Origin of the sequence: Massilia sp. TSP1-1-2, assembly GCF_049896185.1 — a bacterium.
Lineage (GTDB): Bacteria > Pseudomonadota > Gammaproteobacteria > Burkholderiales > Burkholderiaceae_D > Telluria_A.
The window spans coordinates 37,110-53,688 of record NZ_JAFCTU010000023.1 but is presented as its reverse complement, the minus strand read 5'-3'; the positions used below and the strand labels follow the sequence as shown (position 1 = coordinate 53,688).

At 60.7% G+C, this 16,579-nt stretch carries 18 protein-coding genes and 1 pseudogene; 7 read left to right on the top strand and 12 right to left on the bottom strand.

What is annotated here, in order from left to right:
- Position 1 precedes the first annotated feature (1 nt).
- From ACP7BV_RS18820 to mltG, 6 genes are read right to left on the bottom strand one after another with little or no spacing between them, the layout of a single operon-like run.
- The gene (locus tag ACP7BV_RS18820; RefSeq protein WP_426105971.1) at positions 2 to 784 is read right to left on the bottom strand and encodes a TatD family hydrolase; all 783 of its coding nucleotides are present in this window, start codon (positions 782 to 784) and stop codon (positions 2 to 4) included.
- A gap of 16 nt (positions 785 to 800) precedes the next feature.
- Positions 801 to 1,319 carry a GNAT family N-acetyltransferase gene (locus tag ACP7BV_RS18815; RefSeq protein ID WP_426106028.1) on the bottom strand — a complete coding sequence of 173 codons (519 nt, stop codon included), beginning with the start codon at positions 1,317 to 1,319 and terminating at the stop codon, positions 801 to 803.
- Positions 1,320 to 1,335: 16 nt separating this feature from the next.
- The gene (locus ACP7BV_RS18810) at positions 1,336 to 1,713 is read right to left on the bottom strand and encodes a PilZ domain-containing protein (RefSeq protein ID WP_426105970.1); all 378 of its coding nucleotides are present in this window, start codon (positions 1,711 to 1,713) and stop codon (positions 1,336 to 1,338) included.
- Between the two features lie 10 nt (positions 1,714 to 1,723).
- Entirely contained in the window at positions 1,724 to 2,758 is a 1,035-nt protein-coding gene (locus ACP7BV_RS18805; protein ID WP_426105969.1) for a DNA polymerase III subunit delta', read from the bottom strand.
- 48 nt (positions 2,759 to 2,806) lie between these two features.
- Positions 2,807 to 3,442 (bottom strand): dTMP kinase, encoded by a 636-nt coding sequence (gene tmk / locus ACP7BV_RS18800; RefSeq protein ID WP_426105968.1) that lies wholly within the window; start codon positions 3,440 to 3,442, stop codon positions 2,807 to 2,809.
- A gap of 41 nt (positions 3,443 to 3,483) precedes the next feature.
- Positions 3,484 to 4,470, bottom strand: coding sequence for an endolytic transglycosylase MltG (gene mltG, locus ACP7BV_RS18795; protein ID WP_426105967.1), 987 nt, complete (start codon positions 4,468 to 4,470; stop codon positions 3,484 to 3,486).
- A 101-nt stretch (positions 4,471 to 4,571) separates the two neighbouring features.
- On the opposite strand from mltG, the gene ACP7BV_RS18790 reads away from it, so the two are divergent.
- From ACP7BV_RS18790 to lspA, 4 genes are all read left to right on the top strand, one after another.
- On the top strand, positions 4,572 to 5,630 hold the full coding sequence (locus ACP7BV_RS18790) for a YgfZ/GcvT domain-containing protein (protein WP_426105965.1): 1,059 nt from the start codon (positions 4,572 to 4,574) through the stop codon (positions 5,628 to 5,630).
- Between the two features lie 3 nt (positions 5,631 to 5,633).
- A complete protein-coding gene (locus ACP7BV_RS18785) occupies positions 5,634 to 5,924 on the top strand; it encodes a DUF4936 family protein (RefSeq protein WP_426105964.1) in 291 nt (96 codons plus the stop codon).
- On the top strand, positions 5,915 to 6,652 hold the full coding sequence (locus ACP7BV_RS18780; RefSeq protein ID WP_426105963.1) for an NRDE family protein: 738 nt from the start codon (positions 5,915 to 5,917) through the stop codon (positions 6,650 to 6,652). The genes ACP7BV_RS18785 and ACP7BV_RS18780 overlap by 10 nt, the downstream gene beginning before the upstream one ends.
- A gap of 130 nt (positions 6,653 to 6,782) precedes the next feature.
- Positions 6,783 to 7,286, top strand: a complete 504-nt coding sequence (gene lspA / locus ACP7BV_RS18775) for a signal peptidase II (RefSeq protein WP_426105962.1) — start codon at positions 6,783 to 6,785, stop codon at positions 7,284 to 7,286.
- Positions 7,287 to 7,309: 23 nt separating this feature from the next.
- Here the strand turns inward: lspA and ACP7BV_RS18770 are convergent, their stop codons facing one another.
- From ACP7BV_RS18770 to ACP7BV_RS18745, 6 genes are all read right to left on the bottom strand, one after another.
- A complete protein-coding gene (locus ACP7BV_RS18770; RefSeq protein WP_426105960.1) occupies positions 7,310 to 8,224 on the bottom strand; it encodes an SDR family oxidoreductase in 915 nt (304 codons plus the stop codon).
- Positions 8,225 to 9,220 carry an NADP-dependent oxidoreductase gene (locus ACP7BV_RS18765; RefSeq protein WP_426105958.1) on the bottom strand — a complete coding sequence of 332 codons (996 nt, stop codon included), beginning with the start codon at positions 9,218 to 9,220 and terminating at the stop codon, positions 8,225 to 8,227.
- A gap of 2 nt (positions 9,221 to 9,222) precedes the next feature.
- The gene (locus ACP7BV_RS18760) at positions 9,223 to 10,005 is read right to left on the bottom strand and encodes an SDR family oxidoreductase (RefSeq protein ID WP_426105957.1); all 783 of its coding nucleotides are present in this window, start codon (positions 10,003 to 10,005) and stop codon (positions 9,223 to 9,225) included.
- Positions 10,006 to 10,020: 15 nt separating this feature from the next.
- Positions 10,021 to 10,323: a Dabb family protein gene (locus tag ACP7BV_RS18755; protein ID WP_426105956.1), complete on the bottom strand. Its 303-nt coding sequence runs from the start codon at positions 10,321 to 10,323 to the stop codon at positions 10,021 to 10,023.
- A gap of 9 nt (positions 10,324 to 10,332) precedes the next feature.
- Positions 10,333 to 12,186 carry an acyl-CoA dehydrogenase gene (locus tag ACP7BV_RS18750; RefSeq protein ID WP_426105955.1) on the bottom strand — a complete coding sequence of 618 codons (1,854 nt, stop codon included), beginning with the start codon at positions 12,184 to 12,186 and terminating at the stop codon, positions 10,333 to 10,335.
- A 137-nt stretch (positions 12,187 to 12,323) separates the two neighbouring features.
- Positions 12,324 to 13,502, bottom strand: coding sequence for an acetyl-CoA C-acyltransferase (locus ACP7BV_RS18745; protein ID WP_426105954.1), 1,179 nt, complete (start codon positions 13,500 to 13,502; stop codon positions 12,324 to 12,326).
- A 285-nt stretch (positions 13,503 to 13,787) separates the two neighbouring features.
- On the opposite strand from ACP7BV_RS18745, the gene ACP7BV_RS18740 reads away from it, so the two are divergent.
- From ACP7BV_RS18740 to ACP7BV_RS18730, 3 genes and pseudogenes are all read left to right on the top strand, one after another.
- Entirely contained in the window at positions 13,788 to 15,491 is a 1,704-nt protein-coding gene (locus ACP7BV_RS18740) for an MFS transporter (protein WP_426105953.1), read from the top strand.
- Between the two features lie 242 nt (positions 15,492 to 15,733).
- Positions 15,734 to 15,919: a hypothetical protein gene (locus ACP7BV_RS18735; RefSeq protein WP_426105951.1), complete on the top strand. Its 186-nt coding sequence runs from the start codon at positions 15,734 to 15,736 to the stop codon at positions 15,917 to 15,919.
- A pseudogene (locus tag ACP7BV_RS18730) lies at positions 15,895 to 16,500 on the top strand (contractile injection system protein, VgrG/Pvc8 family); the annotation flags it as partial. The gene ACP7BV_RS18735 and the pseudogene ACP7BV_RS18730, both read left to right, overlap by 25 nt.
- Positions 16,501 to 16,579: the final 79 nt, after the last annotated feature.

Here is a 16,579-nt window from a genome sequence, read left to right as displayed (position 1 = left end):
CTTAATCGCGTACGATGTTGAATAGATTGAAGAAATTTTCGGTCGTCTGTTGGGCGACCTGGGCCAGCGGCACGCCTTTCAGGTCTGCCAGGTACTCGGCCACGTGGCGCACAAAACCGGGCTCGTTCATCTTGCCGCGGTGCGGCATGGGCGCAAGATAAGGCGAGTCGGTCTCGATCAGAATGCGTTCAAGGGGCACGAGGCGGGCGACTGCCTGCAAGTCCTTGGCGCTTTTAAAGGTCACAATACCCGAGAAGGAAATGTAAAAGCCCATGGCAATGGCAGCTTCAGCCACCTCCAGCGACTCGGTGAAGCAATGCATGACGCCGGCCACGCCACCATTGTCGGTGCCGGCACCCTCCTCCTGCATGATGCGAATGGTGTCCGCACTGGACGATCTTGTGTGAATAATCAACGGCTTGCGGGTGATTCTTGAAGCTTTGATGTGAGTTCTGAAACGTTCGCGCTGCCACTCCAGGTCCCCTTCCAGCCTGAAATAATCGAGACCCGTTTCGCCGATGGCGACAATCTTGGGATGGTCGGAGAGGGCAACGAGCTGCTCGACGCTCGGCTCGGGCGTGTCGACGTAGTCGGGATGCACGCCGACCGACGCATAAATATGGGGATATTGTTCGGCCAGCGCGAGCACTTGCGGAAAATCGGGCAGGTCGACCGACACGCACAGGGCGTGCGTGACTTTATTCTCGGCCATTTTGGCCAGGATTTCCGGCATCCGGGCTGCAAGTTCCGGGAAATTGATATGGCAGTGGGAATCGATGTACATCCCACAATTGTAACAATTAGGCGACGCGCCTGCCGAGGATAATCAAGTCGCGCTCTATGCCGTCGAGGTTTGCCACGCCCGGAAAATTGGCCCAGGTCGCAAAGCCAAACTTTTCGAACAGGGCCAGGCTGGGCAAGTTGTGGCCAAAGATAAAGCCTAGCAAGGTGTGCACGGCAACGTTGGGGGCAAAGGCGATCGCTTCAGCCAAGCAATAACGCCCGATGCCCTTGCCGCGCCAAGCTTCTGCAATGTAAATCGACACTTCGGCAGTGCCGGAATAAGCGGGACGGCCGTAAAAGTTGGAGTACGACATCCAGCCCACCACCTCGGGCGAGGCGGACTGGTCATCAGACCGATGAATCACCCACAGTGGCCGGCGCTCGGGGTTGTGGTCATCGAACCATTGCTGGCGCGACGCGACCGAAACAGGTTCGGTATCGGCGGTAACTTCACGGGAAGCGATGGTCGAATTGTAGATGTCGACGATGACAGGCAAGTCTTCAGGGCGGGCAATACGATGGATAAAGGACGGCATAGGGCTAAAAATAAAGTTACAAAGTGTGGGTTGCACGCGACGAACGCAGGGCCGCGCCGAGGATTTCCTCGATGCGCAGCTTGGCGCGCTGGCCGGTTTCATCGTCAGGAAAATGCACGCCGATGCCCTGCGCCTTGTTATTGTTGGCGCCGGCCGGCGTGATCCACGCGACCTTGCCGGCTATCGGGTACTTGTTCGGATCGTCCATCAGGGCAAGAATCAGGTAAATTTCATCGCCGAGCTTGTAGGGCTTGGTGCTGGGCACGAACATGCCGCCGTATTTTAAAAATGGCATATAGGCCGCATACAGTGCTGCCTTTTCCTTGATGGCAAGGGACAGTACCGACGGCCGTGCGGGTTGCGCAAGATTGGGGTCAGCTGGTTTGCCGTTCATCTATTTCCTTTCAAGTACAGCATGCGGTGTAATCGAGCAACATATCTTCCAGGAACAACCTTGGCGACAAGGGATGGTCCGCAGTCGCGCGCCTTTCATTGGCGCTCTTGATAGCCCGCATTAAGTTGGAAGTGTGCACTTTACTGGCAAGGGCTGCAAGTTCCTTCTGATATCGGGGGAAATATCTGATGCTTCCCGACAGTTTGTAGGAAAACACATCGTAAAGCCATCGTTGCTGCCAAGAAACTAGCGGACTGAGCGGCGATTTGCTCAATTTGTCGGCTGTTTTCAGCGCGCCATCAATGCTGGGGTTCGCCAATACCTGCAGCAACAGTTCCATGTCTTCGCGGTTGCCGGCCTCGGACTGCGCCAACGCGGCCAGTGGCGCGCCGCCCTGCTCGCGCAGCCAGCTGTCGGCGTCGGGCAAGCCTTGCGCATTCAGCCAGGCCGTTGCCTGCGCGTGGTCGGGCATCGGCAGCGCAAACTTGCGGCAGCGCGACAAAATGGTCGGCAGCAGGCGGTCCAGGCTGTTCGATGCGAGCAAAAATACCGTGCCCGGCGGCGGCTCTTCGAGCGTCTTGAGCAAGGCGTTCGAGGCCGGGGTGTTCAGCGCCTCGGCCGGATACAGCGCCACCACGCGCAAACCCTGCCGGTGCGTGGAAATGTTCATGAAGTGCGCCAGTGCGCGGATCTGCTCGATCTTGATCTCTTTCGACGGCCCCTTGATCGGCTTGGCCTTTTTGCCGGCGTCGGCGTCCGCGCCCTCCTCGCCTTCGGGCGCTTCGTCCTCCAGCGCTTCAGGGCGCACCCGGCGGTAGTCAGGATGATTGTGCTGAGTGAACCAGCCGCACGAAATGCACGTGTCGCAGGCATGCCCGTCGGGTCGCACGTTCTCGCACAGCAATGCCTGGGCAAAGCGCTCGATAAAGTCTGCCTTGCCGGTTCCGGCAGCGCCATGAAACAGGATTGCATGCGGCATGCGCGGGCGCAGCAATTGCAGTTGCTCCCACGAATGCGCCTGCCACGGATAAATCGATTTGTTCATACATTCAACGACTTGGCGCTTCTTGTTAAAGTGGTGTCTGGCAACATGTTAAAGCAGCTTCTCAAGTATGGCGCCGATCTGCTCGCGAATGGCGGCGATGGTCTGCGTCGAATCGATGACGACGATGCGCTGCGGGAACTGGGCTGCGCGGCGCAAGTATTCGTTGCGGCAGGCAGAAAAGAAGTCGGCCTGTTCCTGTTCGAACTTGTCAAGGGTGCGGGTTGCGTCCAGGCGCGCCCGTGCCACGGCGAGCGGGACGTCGAACAGCAAGGTCAGGTCGGGCTGCAGATGGGGATGCACCCAGTTTTCCAGCGCTTCCATCTTGCTGCGGTCCAGTCCGCGCCCGCCGCCCTGGTAGGCGAAGCTGGCATCGGTGAAGCGGTCGGAGATGACCCAATCGCCCCGCCTCAGCGCCGGTTCGATGACCTGGGCGATGTGCTCGCGCCGGCTGGCGAACATCAGCAAGGCTTCCGTTTCCAGATGCATCTTTTCGTGCAACAGCAAGGCGCGTAACTGTTCGCCCACGGCGGTGCCGCCCGGTTCGCGCGACGACACAACCGTCTTGCCGCGCGCGGCCAGCAGGTCGGCAACGAAGCCGATGTGCGTGGATTTTCCCGCGCCATCGATCCCCTCGAAGCTGATAAATTTGCCTGCGGGTTTGCCCGCGAGCGTGCCTACGAACATGTCTTTTTCTGTGCTGCTATCGGTCATAAAACTCGCGCTACTTATCGTTGGTACTGATTGACTGCTTTATTATGGTCCGGCAGGTTGTCCGAAAACTTGCTGCTGCCATCGCCACGCGAGACGAAGTACAGCGCCTCGGTCTTGGCCGGGCCCAGCGCCGCCGCCAGCGATTGCACGCCCGGCAGCGAAATCGGCGTGGGCGGCAAGCCGACGTGCGCGTAAGTATTGTACGGGGTGTCCGCTTCCAGGTCCTTTTTGCGGATATTGCCGGAATAGCTCTCGCCCATGCCATAGATGACGGTCGGGTCGGTCTGCAGCATCATGCCCTGCTTGAGGCGGTTGACGAAGACGCCGGCGATCATCGCCCGTTCCGACTTTTGTCCGGTTTCCTTCTCGACAATGGACGCCATGATCAGCGCTTCATACGGTGTCTTGTAAGGCAGGCTGGCATCGCGCTTGGCCCAGGCAGCGGCCAGGCGCTCCATCAGCAGGGCATGCGACTGTTTGTAAATTTTCAGGTCGCTCGATCCTTTGGCAAACAGATAAGTATCTGGGAAAAACAAGCCCTCGGGTGCCTTGTACTCCGTCGAAATCTTGGCCATCAATTCCTTGTCAGACAATTCTGCCGTGTCATGGTTCAGGCTCTTGTTGGCGGCAACGGCGGCGCGCATTTGCCGAAACGTCCAGCCTTCAATGATCGTCAGCGATTCTTGCGCAAACTCGCCGCGCACGAGTTGAGCGATCAGCGAGCGCGGCGTGGCGCCCGGTTTCAGTTCGTAGGCGCCGGCCTTGATCTTGGAAGCATTGCGCGTGATGCGCGCGAGCATCGAAAACATGAACGGGTTGACGGGCACGCCCGCCTTGGCGATCTGCTGCGAGGCAACACCGACCCCGCTGCCTGGCGTGATGGCAAAGGCGATCGGTTCGCCGCTGCTGGTGATCGGCTGCCCTGCCCAATAGAAAAAATAGACCGTGGAGATGATCGTAAAGAGGATCGCGAAGCTGATTAGTTTTTTTATGGATCGCATACTTGGCTGGTTGGTTTTGCGCGGTGTCCGGCGCGATTTTCTCGACATCTCTATAATGAGTCCGTAATGATAAAGCTTTAATCAGGAAACAATAAAATATTATGACCGACTGGAATGACTATCTACTGACCCAAGCTGCGCGCCATAGTGCCACAGAGCCGGCCCATGTGCGCGATTTTGGTCGCGAACTGAGCTGTGCCGAGTTGGCCGAAGGCTTTGTCGCCGTCATTGGCGACCAGGGCTTGATCGCCGTCAGCGGCGACGACGCCGCCACGTTTTTGCATAACCAGCTCACCAGCGACGTCCTCCATCTGGGCGCCACCGAAGCGCGCCTGGCCGGCTACTGCACGCCCAAGGGCCGTCTGCAGGCAACGTTTCTCATGTGGCGCAACGCCGCCGCCATCGTGCTGCAATTGCCGCGCGAACTACAAATGCCGCTGCAAAAGCGCCTGTCGATGTTCGTCATGCGCGCAAAGGCAACATTATCCGATGCTTCGGGCGCAAGCGCCAACCAGGTCATGCTGGGCTTTGGCGGCGCGCGCGCGCAGCAAGTGCTCGAGCAAATGTTCGGCAGCATCCCCGACCAGCCGTACGGCAAGCAAGAGCACGCGCTGGGCACGCTCATCAGACTGGCCGACGCGTTCGGCGCACCACGCTATGAATGGATCGCCTCTACCGAGGCGGCCCAGGCGGCCTGGCCGGCGCTCTCGCTTGCCTTGACGGCAGCTGGCAATGACGCCTGGCGCCTGGCCGACATTCACGCGGGCGTGCCGCAAGTGACGCTCAAGACGCAGGAACAGTTCGTGCCGCAAATGGTCAATTTTGAACTGATCGGCGGCGTCAATTTCAAGAAGGGCTGCTATCCGGGCCAGGAGATCGTGGCGCGCAGCCAGTACCTTGGCAAGCTCAAGCGGCGCACCGTGCTGGCCACCATCGATGCCAGCGCCAGCCCCGGCGATGAAGTATTTTCCGTCGCCGATCCCGAGCAGCCGTGCGGCATGGTGGTCAATGCCGCGGACAACGGCGCGGGCGGCGTCGATGCGCTGATCGAAATCAAGCTGGCCGCGCTCGACGACGGCGCAGTGCGGCTTGGCTCGGCCGGCGGCGCGCCGCTGCGTTTCCTGGCCATGCCCTATTCGCTGGACGCGCTCGTACTGTAAGTAATGACCGACCTGTACATCTATTACCGGGTGCCTGACGCGCACGCCGCATTGCTGGCCCCACGCGTACGCGCCATGCAAGAGCGGCTTGCCGTCGCTCACGGCGTCGCCGGGCAGCTCAAACGCCGGCCCGGCTCGCCAGACGGCGTGCAAACCTGGATGGAAGTCTACCCCGATACGGCAGCCGGCTTTGACGCCGCGCTTGCCGCCGCCGCGCAGGACGCCGCACTCTCTGCATTAATCGACGGCAAACGCCATACCGAAGTTTTTATGGACTTAAGCAAATGTGCCTGATTGTTTTTGCGTGGCAGGTTGTTCCTGGCGCGCCACTGATTGCCGCTGCCAACCGCGACGAATTCTATGACCGCCCGGCCGCAGCCGCCGGCGCCTGGCCGAACAACCCCAAGGTGTTTGGCGGGCGCGACCTGAAAGGCGGCGGCAGCTGGATGGGCATCACCCAGGACGGCGTGCACGGGCCCCGTTTTGCGGCGCTGACCAACATTCGCGGCCCGCAAGAGCGGCGCGTCGACGCTCCTTCGCGCGGGGCGCTGGTGGCGGACTTTCTGTCCGGCGAGATGAGTGCCGAGCACTATATCGCCAGTATCGACGGGGGCAGCGACGCCTACAATGGTTTCAACCTGGTGCTCGGCGACCGGGAGCGGCTGTTCTGGTATTCCAACCGCGGCGGCGAAGATGCGCGCAACGGCAAGGAACTCGCGCCTGGCATTTATGGCATTTCCAACAGCTTGCTGGATTCTCCGTGGCCAAAAGTGTTGCGGGCAAAAGCCGAGTTCGCCAGCCTGCTGTGCCAGGGCGCACCGGAAGACGCGTTTTTCGAAATGCTCGCCGACACCACGCGCGCGCCGGACCTGCGCTTGCCCGATACCGGCATCGCGCTGGAAATGGAGCGGGTATTGTCGGCGGTATGCATTGAAACGGCTGGCTACGGCACGCGCACCTCGACCGTCGTCAAGCTGTATAACGACGCGCCGGCAGAACTGCACGAGCGCGTTCTGCAGTAGCGCCGCCAGCATTTGCCACGACAGTTGCCACGACAGTTGCCGCGACAGTTGCCGCGGCAGTTGCCACGGCAGTTGCCCCTATAATATCGCAACGGGAATCTTTGATTAAACTGACAGGCTTGCGAATTTGATGGCAATACAGCGCACGACACTTTTAGCCACACCCATGCTGCGGATGGCTTTCGCAGTAGTTCTCGGCTTCGCCATCGACCAGCTTTCCAAGTTTTTCGTTCTCGACTGGCTCAATCTGGCGTCGGTGCACACGATCCATGTATGGCCGCCCTATCTGAATTTGATGATGGCGTGGAATACAGGCATCAATTTCGGCTTTCTGAGCAACTACGACGCCCACTGGCTGCTCGTTGCGTTCAGCGTCCTGATCTCAATCGGACTGACAGCATGGGTCAGCAACAAGCGCGGATGGCTGCTGCCGCTGGCAACCGGCGCCGTTGTCGGCGGTGCGCTTGGCAACGCTGCCGATCGCATCCTCTACGGCGCCGTGGTGGACTTTCTGAATATGAGCTGCTGCAGCATCAACAACCCATACTCATTTAATATTGCTGATGTATTGATCGCCTGTGGCATGGTGTTCATTGTCATCGGCAATGAGTCACCCCCGAGTCCCGAAAAATAATCCTCGCGGGGCGCCTCGGCGGATCAGTTCTTCTGTTCAGCCTGCATCTTGGCGCGCAGCATGTCCCGCACATGCGGCGTTGCCTTGTACGGATCACCAGGATTTTTCTGGTGGACAATCTCATCCATGCGCGCGGCGACGCCGGCCAGCGCGCCCGGGTGCGAATAAATATAGAACTGTCCATCGCGAATGGCGTCAAAAGTGATTTGCGACACGTCCGCCGCCGTGACCTTGCCCGACTCCACGGCCTTGACCGTCATGGCTTGCGCCGCCTTCTGGCTTGCCGTGGCGCCTTCCGTCATGGCCACGTCGGCCGGACGGTTGCGGTGCGATTGGCTGATGCCGGTCGGCACAAAATACGGGCACAGCACCGACGCGCCGATGGGCGCCTCGACCAGTTGCAAGTCGTGATACAGCGTTTCCGACAGCGAAACCACCGCATGCTTGGAAACGTTGTACACGCCCATCGTCGGCGCGTTCAACAGGCCGGCCATGGACGCCGTATTGACGATATGGCCTTCGTAAGAAGAGTCCTTTTTTGCGCATTCGAGCATCAGCTTGGTAAAGATGCGCACGCCATGCACCACGCCCCAGACATTAACGCCCAGCACCCATTCCCAGTCCGCGACCGAGTTCTCCCAGATCAGGCCGCCGGAACCGACGCCCGCGTTATTGAACAGCAAATGCACGGCGCCAAACTTTGCCATCGTCGCATCCGCCAGCGCCTGCACCTGCTCGCCCTTGCGCACGTCGCAGATCATCGTCAGTACCGTGGCGCCCTGCCCTTCCAGTTCGGCGCGGGTTTGGTCCAGCATATCTTGCTGCACATCGGCCAGCACCAGTTTCATGCCGAGCTTGTGTGCGGTGATCGCGAATTCACGGCCGAGGCCGCTCGCGCCGCCGGTGATGACGGCGACCTTGTCTTGGAAATTTTTCATTTAAGTCAGCTTTACCAGTTGTTTGCCAAAATTGCGGCCTTGCAATAGGCCGATGAATGCTTCTGGAGCGGCAGCCAGTCCCGGCGCCACCGTTTCGCGGTAAGTGAGCTTGCCGGCAGCAACCAGCGCGCCCAGTTCGCCCAAGCCCTGCGGCCATAGGTCAAGATGTTCGGTGACGATAAAGCCGCGCACCGACAGCCGGCTGGTCAGCATGAAGCGCATATTGCGCACCGCCAGGTCGTCGCCGTTGTACCCGGCGATCAAGCCGCACAGCGCGATGCGCCCAAACGCGTTCATCAGCGGCAAGGCCGCATCGAAGCCGGCCCCGCCCACATTTTCGAACAGGGCGTCGATGCCGTCCGGAACCGCGGCAGCCAGGTCGGCCGCCAGGTTGCCGGCCTTGTAATCGATGCAGGCACCAAAGCCCAGTTGCCCGACGACGTAGGCGCATTTTTCAGGGCCGCCCGCAATGCCGACAACGCGGCAGCCTTGTAGTTTGGCAAGTTGCCCCACCGCGCTGCCTACCGCGCCGCTGGCGGCCGACACCAGCACCGTCTCGCCCTTGATGGGCCGCATGATCTTGTTCAGCCCGTACCATGCGGTCATGCCCGGCATGCCAAGCAGGCCCAGGTAAGCCGACAGGGCAACGCCGCTGGCATCGACCTTGCGCAGCGTGTCGCCATGCGCCACCCCCATCTCGGCCCAGCCGAGCATGCCCACCACGCTCTCGCCCACCGCAAAGCGCGGATGCCTGGACGCCACCACCACGCCAGCGGTGCCGCCGAGCATGGTCTCGTCCAGCGCTTGCGCCGCAGCATAGCTTTTCGCTTCGCTCATGCGCCCGCGCATGTAAGGGTCGAGCGACAAGTACTCGTTGCGAACCAGCACCTGTCCATCGCCCACTTGCGGCACTTCCACTTGTTCCAAGCGGAAGTTGTCAAGCCTAACTGCCCCGCGCGGGCGCGAAGCGAGGACGATGCGTTGAAACGTGGTCATGTTCAAACCGCCGTCACGCCGCCGTCGACCGCGAGGGTCTGGCCGGTGATGTGCTTGCTGGCGTCGGAGGCGAACAGCAGCGCGGCGCCCTTCATGTCTTCGTCGTCGCCAATGCGCCCCAGCGGCGCATCCTTGGCCAGCGCTTCCTCGCCAATGCTGGCCAGCACGCCGCGCGTCATCCTGGACGGGAAAAAGCCCGGCGCGATGGCGTTGACGGTGATGCCGTATTCGCCCCATTCGCCCGCCAAGGTGCGCGTAAAGTTGATCAGGGCGCCCTTGGAGGTGTTGTAGGCCAGGGTTTTCATGGTACCCGGCGGGTTACCGGCCAGGCCCGCGATGGATGCAATATTGATGATGCGGCCGTACTTACGGGGAATCATCGACAGCTTGCCGACCGCCTGCGACACCAGAAAAATGCTGCGGATGTTCAAATTCATGACCTTGTCCCACGCTTCAATGGGATGGTCTTCGGCCGGCGCGCCCCAGCTGGCGCCGGCATTGTTGATCAGGATATCGATGTGGCCGAGGCGCTTGATGGCTTCGTCGACCATCGGTCCGATGTGCGCGTCCTGCGACAGGTCGGCTGCGATTGCCGTTGCCGTGATGCCTTTTTCCTTCAGGTGGGCGACCGCTTCGTCGAGGTCGGCCTGCTTGCGCGACGACAGCACCAGCGTGGCGCCAGCTTCGCCAAGCGCTTCGGCCATTTGCAGGCCCAGCCCGCGCGAACCGCCGGTGATCAGGGCCGTCTTGCCGACCAGCGAAAACAATTCTTGGGTAGTACGCATAGGGTTTCCTTCAGGTCAAATGTCGTAGTCCATGCATTGGCGCTCGTCGCGCACAGCGCCAATGAATGGAATGATGGCTTTGTGGGTTGGATGGGCGGCGTATTCAGCCAGCGCTTCCTTGTTGGCAAATTCAGCGTACAGAATCACGTCGTAAGTCGCTTCCAGTCCGGGTTGCGCCAGCGCCACTTCGAACTTGAGCGTACCTGGCAAGAGCTTGGCGCAGGCGTCGAGCTTTTGCTTCATCTTGACGGCATTGGCGGCGCGGTCGGCCCCTTCGGCAAAGTCTTTCAGCTTCCACATCACAATATGTTTGATCATGTTGTTCCTTTAAAACCACGCATCCTGCATGTCCAGCGTGGTCGTGTCGATGCTGGCCAGCAGTTCCAGCTGTTGCTGAACCTTCGGCAGCTCCCAATGGAAGAAATAGCGGCACGCTTGCAGCTTGCCCAGGTAAAAGTTGGTGTCGTCGCGACTGGCCCCCGGCAAGGCACGCGCCGCCACCAGGGCTTGCTCCAGCCACATCCAGGCGACGATCGTATGGCCGACCGCTTCCAGGTACAGGCTGGCGTTGGCCAAGGTCTTGTTCATGTCGCCCGCGCCATACAGCGTGGTGGTAACGCGGCCGATGCGTTCCCACGCTTGTTCCAGCAAGTCGGCGCTGGCATGCAGCTCGGCCGGCACATCGGCCGCGCGCACCTTGGCGATGCTGGCGGCAAGCTCGGCACTGATGGCTTTGAACAGAGCGCCATTCTGCATCGACACTTTACGGCCCAGCAAATCGAGCCCGTGAATGCCATGCGTGCCTTCATGAATGGCATTTAAGCGATTGTCGCGGTAAAACTGTTCTACATTGTATTCACGCGTGTAGCCGTAGCCGCCGTGCACCTGAATTGCCAGGCTGTTCGCCTCCACGCACCATTGCGATGGCCAAGACTTGGTAATCGGCGTCAGGAAGTCGAGCAGCATGCCGGCGCGTGCGCGCGCTTCGGGCGCGGGGGCGCTCTGCTGTTCATCCACCAGCCGGGCCGAATACATGACCAGCGCCATTGCGCCTTCGGCGTACGCTTTTTGTGCCAGCAGCATGCGCCGCACATCGGTGTGTTCAATGATCGGCACCTGCGGCTTGACCGGATCTTTTTCGGCGGGCGGGCGACCTTGCGGCCGGTTGCGCGCATAGTCGAGCGCGTGCAGGTAGCCGGTGACGCCCAGCACCGCCGCGCACATGCCCACGCCGATGCGCGCTTCATTCATCATGTGGAACATATTCATCAAGCCCTGGTGCGGCTCGCCCACCAGGTAGCCGATCGCGCCTGCGCGCCCGCCTGGCCGGTGGCGCCCTTCGCCAAAATTGAGCAGGCAATTGGTGGTGCCGCGGTTGCCCATCTTGTGGTTCAGGCCGGCGAGCACGACGTCGTTGCGCTCGCCGATCGCGCCATCGTCGCCCACCAGGAACTTGGGCACGATGAAGAGCGAGATGCCCTTGACGCCTGGAATCACGCGCCCATCCGGCCCCGGAATCTTGGCCAGGACCAGGTGGACAATGTTGCCCGCCAAGTCGTGCTCGCCGGCGGAAATCCACATCTTGTTGCCGCTTAGCCGGTACTGGCGTTCGCCTTCCGGCGCCGCAGTAAAATCCGGTTCTGCGCGGGTGCTGATGTCGGACAGGCTGGAGCCGGCCTGTGGTTCCGACAGGCACATGGTGCCAAAGAATTTTCCGGCAAGCATAGGCCGCACAAAGCGTTCGACTTGCTGCGCCGTTGCGCACTTGAGCAAGGTGTTAGCGTTGCCGACCGTCAAAAAGATATACGCCGAGGTGGCGATGTTGGCGGCCGTAAAGTAAGCCGACAGCGCCTTGCCTACCACGCACGGCAACTGCATGCCGTCAAATGCATAGTCCTGGCTTGCCGCCATCAGTCCGGCGGCGGAAAAGGCGTCGAGCGCGACCTTTACTTCGGGAATGATGGTGACTTTTTCGCCATCGAAATGGGGTTCGTTGCTGTCGTTCTTTTTGTTGTGGGGCGCGAACAGGTCGGTGGCGATCTGTTCGGCCGTATCGAGCGCGGCGTTGAAGGTTTCGCGGCTATGGTCCTGGAAACGGGGACGGCTGGTCAGCGTTTCCACATCCAGCCATTCATACAACAGGAAGTCGATGTCGCGGCGCGACAGAATTTTCGATTGCATTGGGTGTCCTGGCGAGTGCGGGCACCGCCGGGCCGGCGGTGCCCTGTCATAACGGGCTAAGGAAGCCTGCCTTGCAAGGCAGGCTCGCTACGCAGGGGCGCGGTACACGGCGCCAATTGCCTGCCCCCCGGTTTGGTTCAAACGACTTCGAACAGGCCGGCGGCGCCCTGCCCGCCGCCAATGCACATGGTAGCAACCACGTACTTGACGCCGCGGCGCTTGCCTTCGATGAGCGCATGCCCAACCAGGCGCGCGCCAGACACGCCGTACGGGTGGCCCACGGCGATGGCACCGCCATTGACGTTGAGGCGATCCATCGGGATGCCCAGCACATCGGCGCAGTACAGTACTTGGACGGCGAACGCTTCGTTCAGTTCCCACAGGCCAATGTCGGCAACCGTCAGGCCCGCTTTTTTCAGCAGCTTGGGAATGGCGAACACGGGGCCAATGCCCATTTCGTCCGGTTCGCAGCCGGCCACGGCAAAGCCGCGGAAAATGCCCAAGGGCGTGAGGCCCTTGACCTGGGCCATGCGGCTGCTCATGACCACGGCGACCGAGGCGCCGTCCGAAAACTGGCTGGCATTGCCGGCGCTGATCACGCCGCCCGGCAGCGCGCTGCGGATCTTGGACACCGCCTCGATGGTGGTGTCGGCGCGAATGCCTTCGTCCGCTGAAATGGTCACTTCGCGCGTTGTCAACAAGCCAGATTCCTTGTCGGCCACGCCCATGACCGTGGTCATCGGCGCGATTTCGGCGTCGAACTTGCCTGCAACCTGAGCATTGGCGGCGCGCTGCTGGCTTTGCACGCCGTATTCATCCTGGCGGTCGCGTCCGATGTTGTAGCGCTTGGCGACCGTTTCGGCCGTTTGCAGCATCGGCCAGTACAGTGCCGGCTTGTGTTCCTTGAGCCATGGATCGGCCAGCATGTGGGTATTCATTTCCTGCTGTACGCAGGAGATCGACTCGACGCCGCCGGCCGCGTAAATATCGCCTTCGCCGGCCAAAATGCGCTGGGCCGCGGTGGCAATGGTTTGTAGCCCGGACGAGCAAAAGCGGTTGATGGTCATGCCGCCGGTGGTGACCGGGCAGCCGCCGCGCAAGGCGATCTGGCGCGCGATGTTGGCACCCGTGGCGCCTTCGGGATTGGCGCAGCCGATGATGACGTCTTCGATCTCGCCCGCTTCGATGCCGGCGCGCGCAATGGCCGCCTGCAGCGCGTGGCCGCCTAGCGTGGCGCCATGGGTCATGTTGAAGGCGCCCTTCCATGATTTGGCCAAACCGGTGCGGGCGGTCGATACGATGACGGCATCTATCATTTGTGTCTCCTGATGTATGTGGACATGCTAGTTAGTGAGGCGCTGGGCCCTGTTGATTGATACGAGAATAGCACATTTTAGTACGGTCGTTCGCAAATTTTGCGATTCAAGTTTCGGCGCGCGGCGTGCGCTTGAAAACGTCCGGCGAGGTAGGGTCGCGGTGGCGTCAGTTTCGCGTAAGTTTCAAGCAAGGATGACGTAAGGTTATCGGAACAAACTGCATGCAGCTGAACAATTACCGGCTGATCCGATGAAGCACATAACTCAAATAGACGGAGACACATTATGGCAATATCCTCTGGCACCACGGCCAACGGAATGAAGGCGGTTCCTGCGTCCAAAAACCTGACCAAGGAAGAAAAGAAAGTCATTTTCGCTTCTTCACTTGGTACCGTCTTCGAATGGTACGATTTCTACCTGTACGGCTCGCTCGCAGCCATTATCGCCAAGCAGTTTTTTGTCGGCGACCCAACCACCACCTTTATTTTCGCGCTGCTCGCCTTTGCGGCCGGCTTCATCGTGCGTCCTTTCGGCGCGCTCGTGTTCGGTCGCCTGGGCGACATGATTGGGCGTAAATACACCTTCCTGATCACCATCCTGATCATGGGCGCCTCGACCTTCGTCGTCGGCCTATTGCCGAATTACGCTACGATCGGCATTGCTGCCCCAATCATCCTGGTCACGCTGCGCATTTTGCAGGGCCTGGCGCTGGGCGGCGAATACGGCGGCGCGGCTACCTACGTGGCTGAGCACGCTCCGGAAGGCAAGCGCGGCTACTTCACCTCATGGATCCAGACCACGGCCACGATGGGCTTGTTCCTGTCGCTGCTGGTGATCACCGGCACCCGCACTGCGCTGGGCGAAGCCGAATTTGAAGCCTGGGGCTGGCGCGTGCCGTTCCTGGTGTCGGTGCTGTTGCTGGGCGTGTCGGTATGGATTCGCATGTCGATGCACGAGTCGCCGGCTTTCGCCAAAATGAAAGCCGAAGGCAAGACGTCGAAGGCGCCGCTGACCGAGTCCTTCCTGAAAGGCAAGAACGCCAAGATCGTCCTGCTGGCGCTGATCGGCTTGACAATGGGCCAGGCAGTGGTATGGTACACGGGCCAGTTTTACGCGCTGTTCTTCCTGACGCAAACGCTGAAGGTGGACCTGCTCACGGCCAACATCCTGGTTGGTGTGGCACTGCTGCTGGCAACGCCGTTCTTCATCGTCTTCGGCATCCTGTCGGATCGTATCGGACGCAAGTGGATCATTTTGGGCGGCTGCCTGATTGCAGCGCTGACGTTCTTCCCGATCTTCAAGGGCTTAACGCACTTCGCCAACCCGGCGCTCGAAACGGCGTTGACCAATTCGCCAGTGACGGTAATTGCCGATCCAGCTACCTGCCACTTCCAGTTCAAGCTGACCGGCACCGAGAAATTCCCATCGTCGTGCGACGTTGCCAAAGGCATCTTGACTGGCGCATCGGTCAGCTACACGGCTGAAGCCGGCGCACCGGGTTCGGTTGCCCGGATCAAAGTGGGCGACAAGGAAGTAAGCTCGTTTGACGCCGTCATGACGGCTGACGGCTTGAATTTCGATGCCGACAGCAAGGCCAAGGAAGCGGCCATGAAGAAGGAAGTTGGCGGCATCATCAAGGCAGCCGGCTACCCATCCAAGGCCGATCCTGAGCAGATCAACAAGCCGATGACCGTTGTACTGCTGTTCATCCTGGTGCTGTACGTCACGATGGTATATGGCCCGATCGCTGCGATGCTGGTTGAAATGTTCCCGACCAAGATCCGCTACACCTCGATGTCACTGCCTTACCACATCGGTAACGGCTGGTTCGGCGGCTTGCTGCCAACCACTGCATTCGCACTGGTGGCATTGAAGGGCGACATCTACTACGGCCTGTGGTATCCGATCATCATTGCCCTGATCACCTTCGTGATTGGCGCCATCTTCGTCAAGGAAACCAAGGACAACGACATCTACGCCGCCGACTAAGCCGGCAGCACTCCCCATAAATGCCGCTAGCAATAGCGGCATTTTTTTCGTCAGTGCACCCCACTCCCGGGGGCAGTTCGCAATCCACCCAAGTTAGCGATGGGCGTGCACTTCAGTAAATTATGCGTTCTCCCGCTGCCGCAAACTGCTGCTGGTGACCTTGGTCGCTATCATGCTGACCGGCATGCGCATGCGCGTTCAGGCCGAACTGGACACTTTTTTTTGCGCATCTGCGTCTGCAGGTGCATCTGGCCCACGAGGTATCCGAACAGGCCTTCGCGCAGGCGCGCGCCAAGCTGTCCCTGGTTACTATTGCGGGACTCAACGACTGGCCGATTGCACGCGCCGAGCAGGATGGCTTTGTGCCGCGTTGGCGCGGCCTGCGCCTGGTCGCCGCCGCACTATGGTCAAGCGCGCGCCAACCGTGACCCACCGCACAGTCCACACCGAACTGATGGGCATCCTCGCCGAAGTATCTGCCCTGGGCCTGTTCGGCACCGGGCTCAGCCAGCATTCACGACTCGTAGCCCTGGCCAGCGCCGAAGACCGGGCTTTGCCCGAGTCGCTGATGGCTGAAAAATTCAGCGGCCGCGAGGCCGTCAACGAATTGTTTGCCTTCGATGTCGATGCTTTGAGCGTGTCGACCGACCTCGACGTGGACCTGTTCATTGGCGAAGAGCTGACCGTTGCACTGCTGCAGCCCAAGCACAAGCTGGTCGTATTCGACAGCAAGGCGCAAGCGCCCGCAATGCCGGGCGGCGACACAATCCGTTTCCACGGCGTACGCGCCACCGATACGGACGACGCGATCGACGAATTTCGCGCGCGGCGCCAAGTGCAGGCCAACGCGGTCAGCATCAGCAGCTGGGATCCGTTTCAACTCGTTGCGCCTGCGGCCGAGCACGAGTCCAGCCTGGAGGCGGGCGAACTGCCGGCGCTGGCCATTTACGACGGCAGCGGCGAGCGCATCGCCAGCGACAGCGGTGTGGCCGATTCGCACAGCGCATTGATGCTGCAGGCACTGGAACTGGATAACAAAGTCTTTGTCGGCGCCGGCGCTGTCCGGCGGGGGCTCGCAGTTCACACCG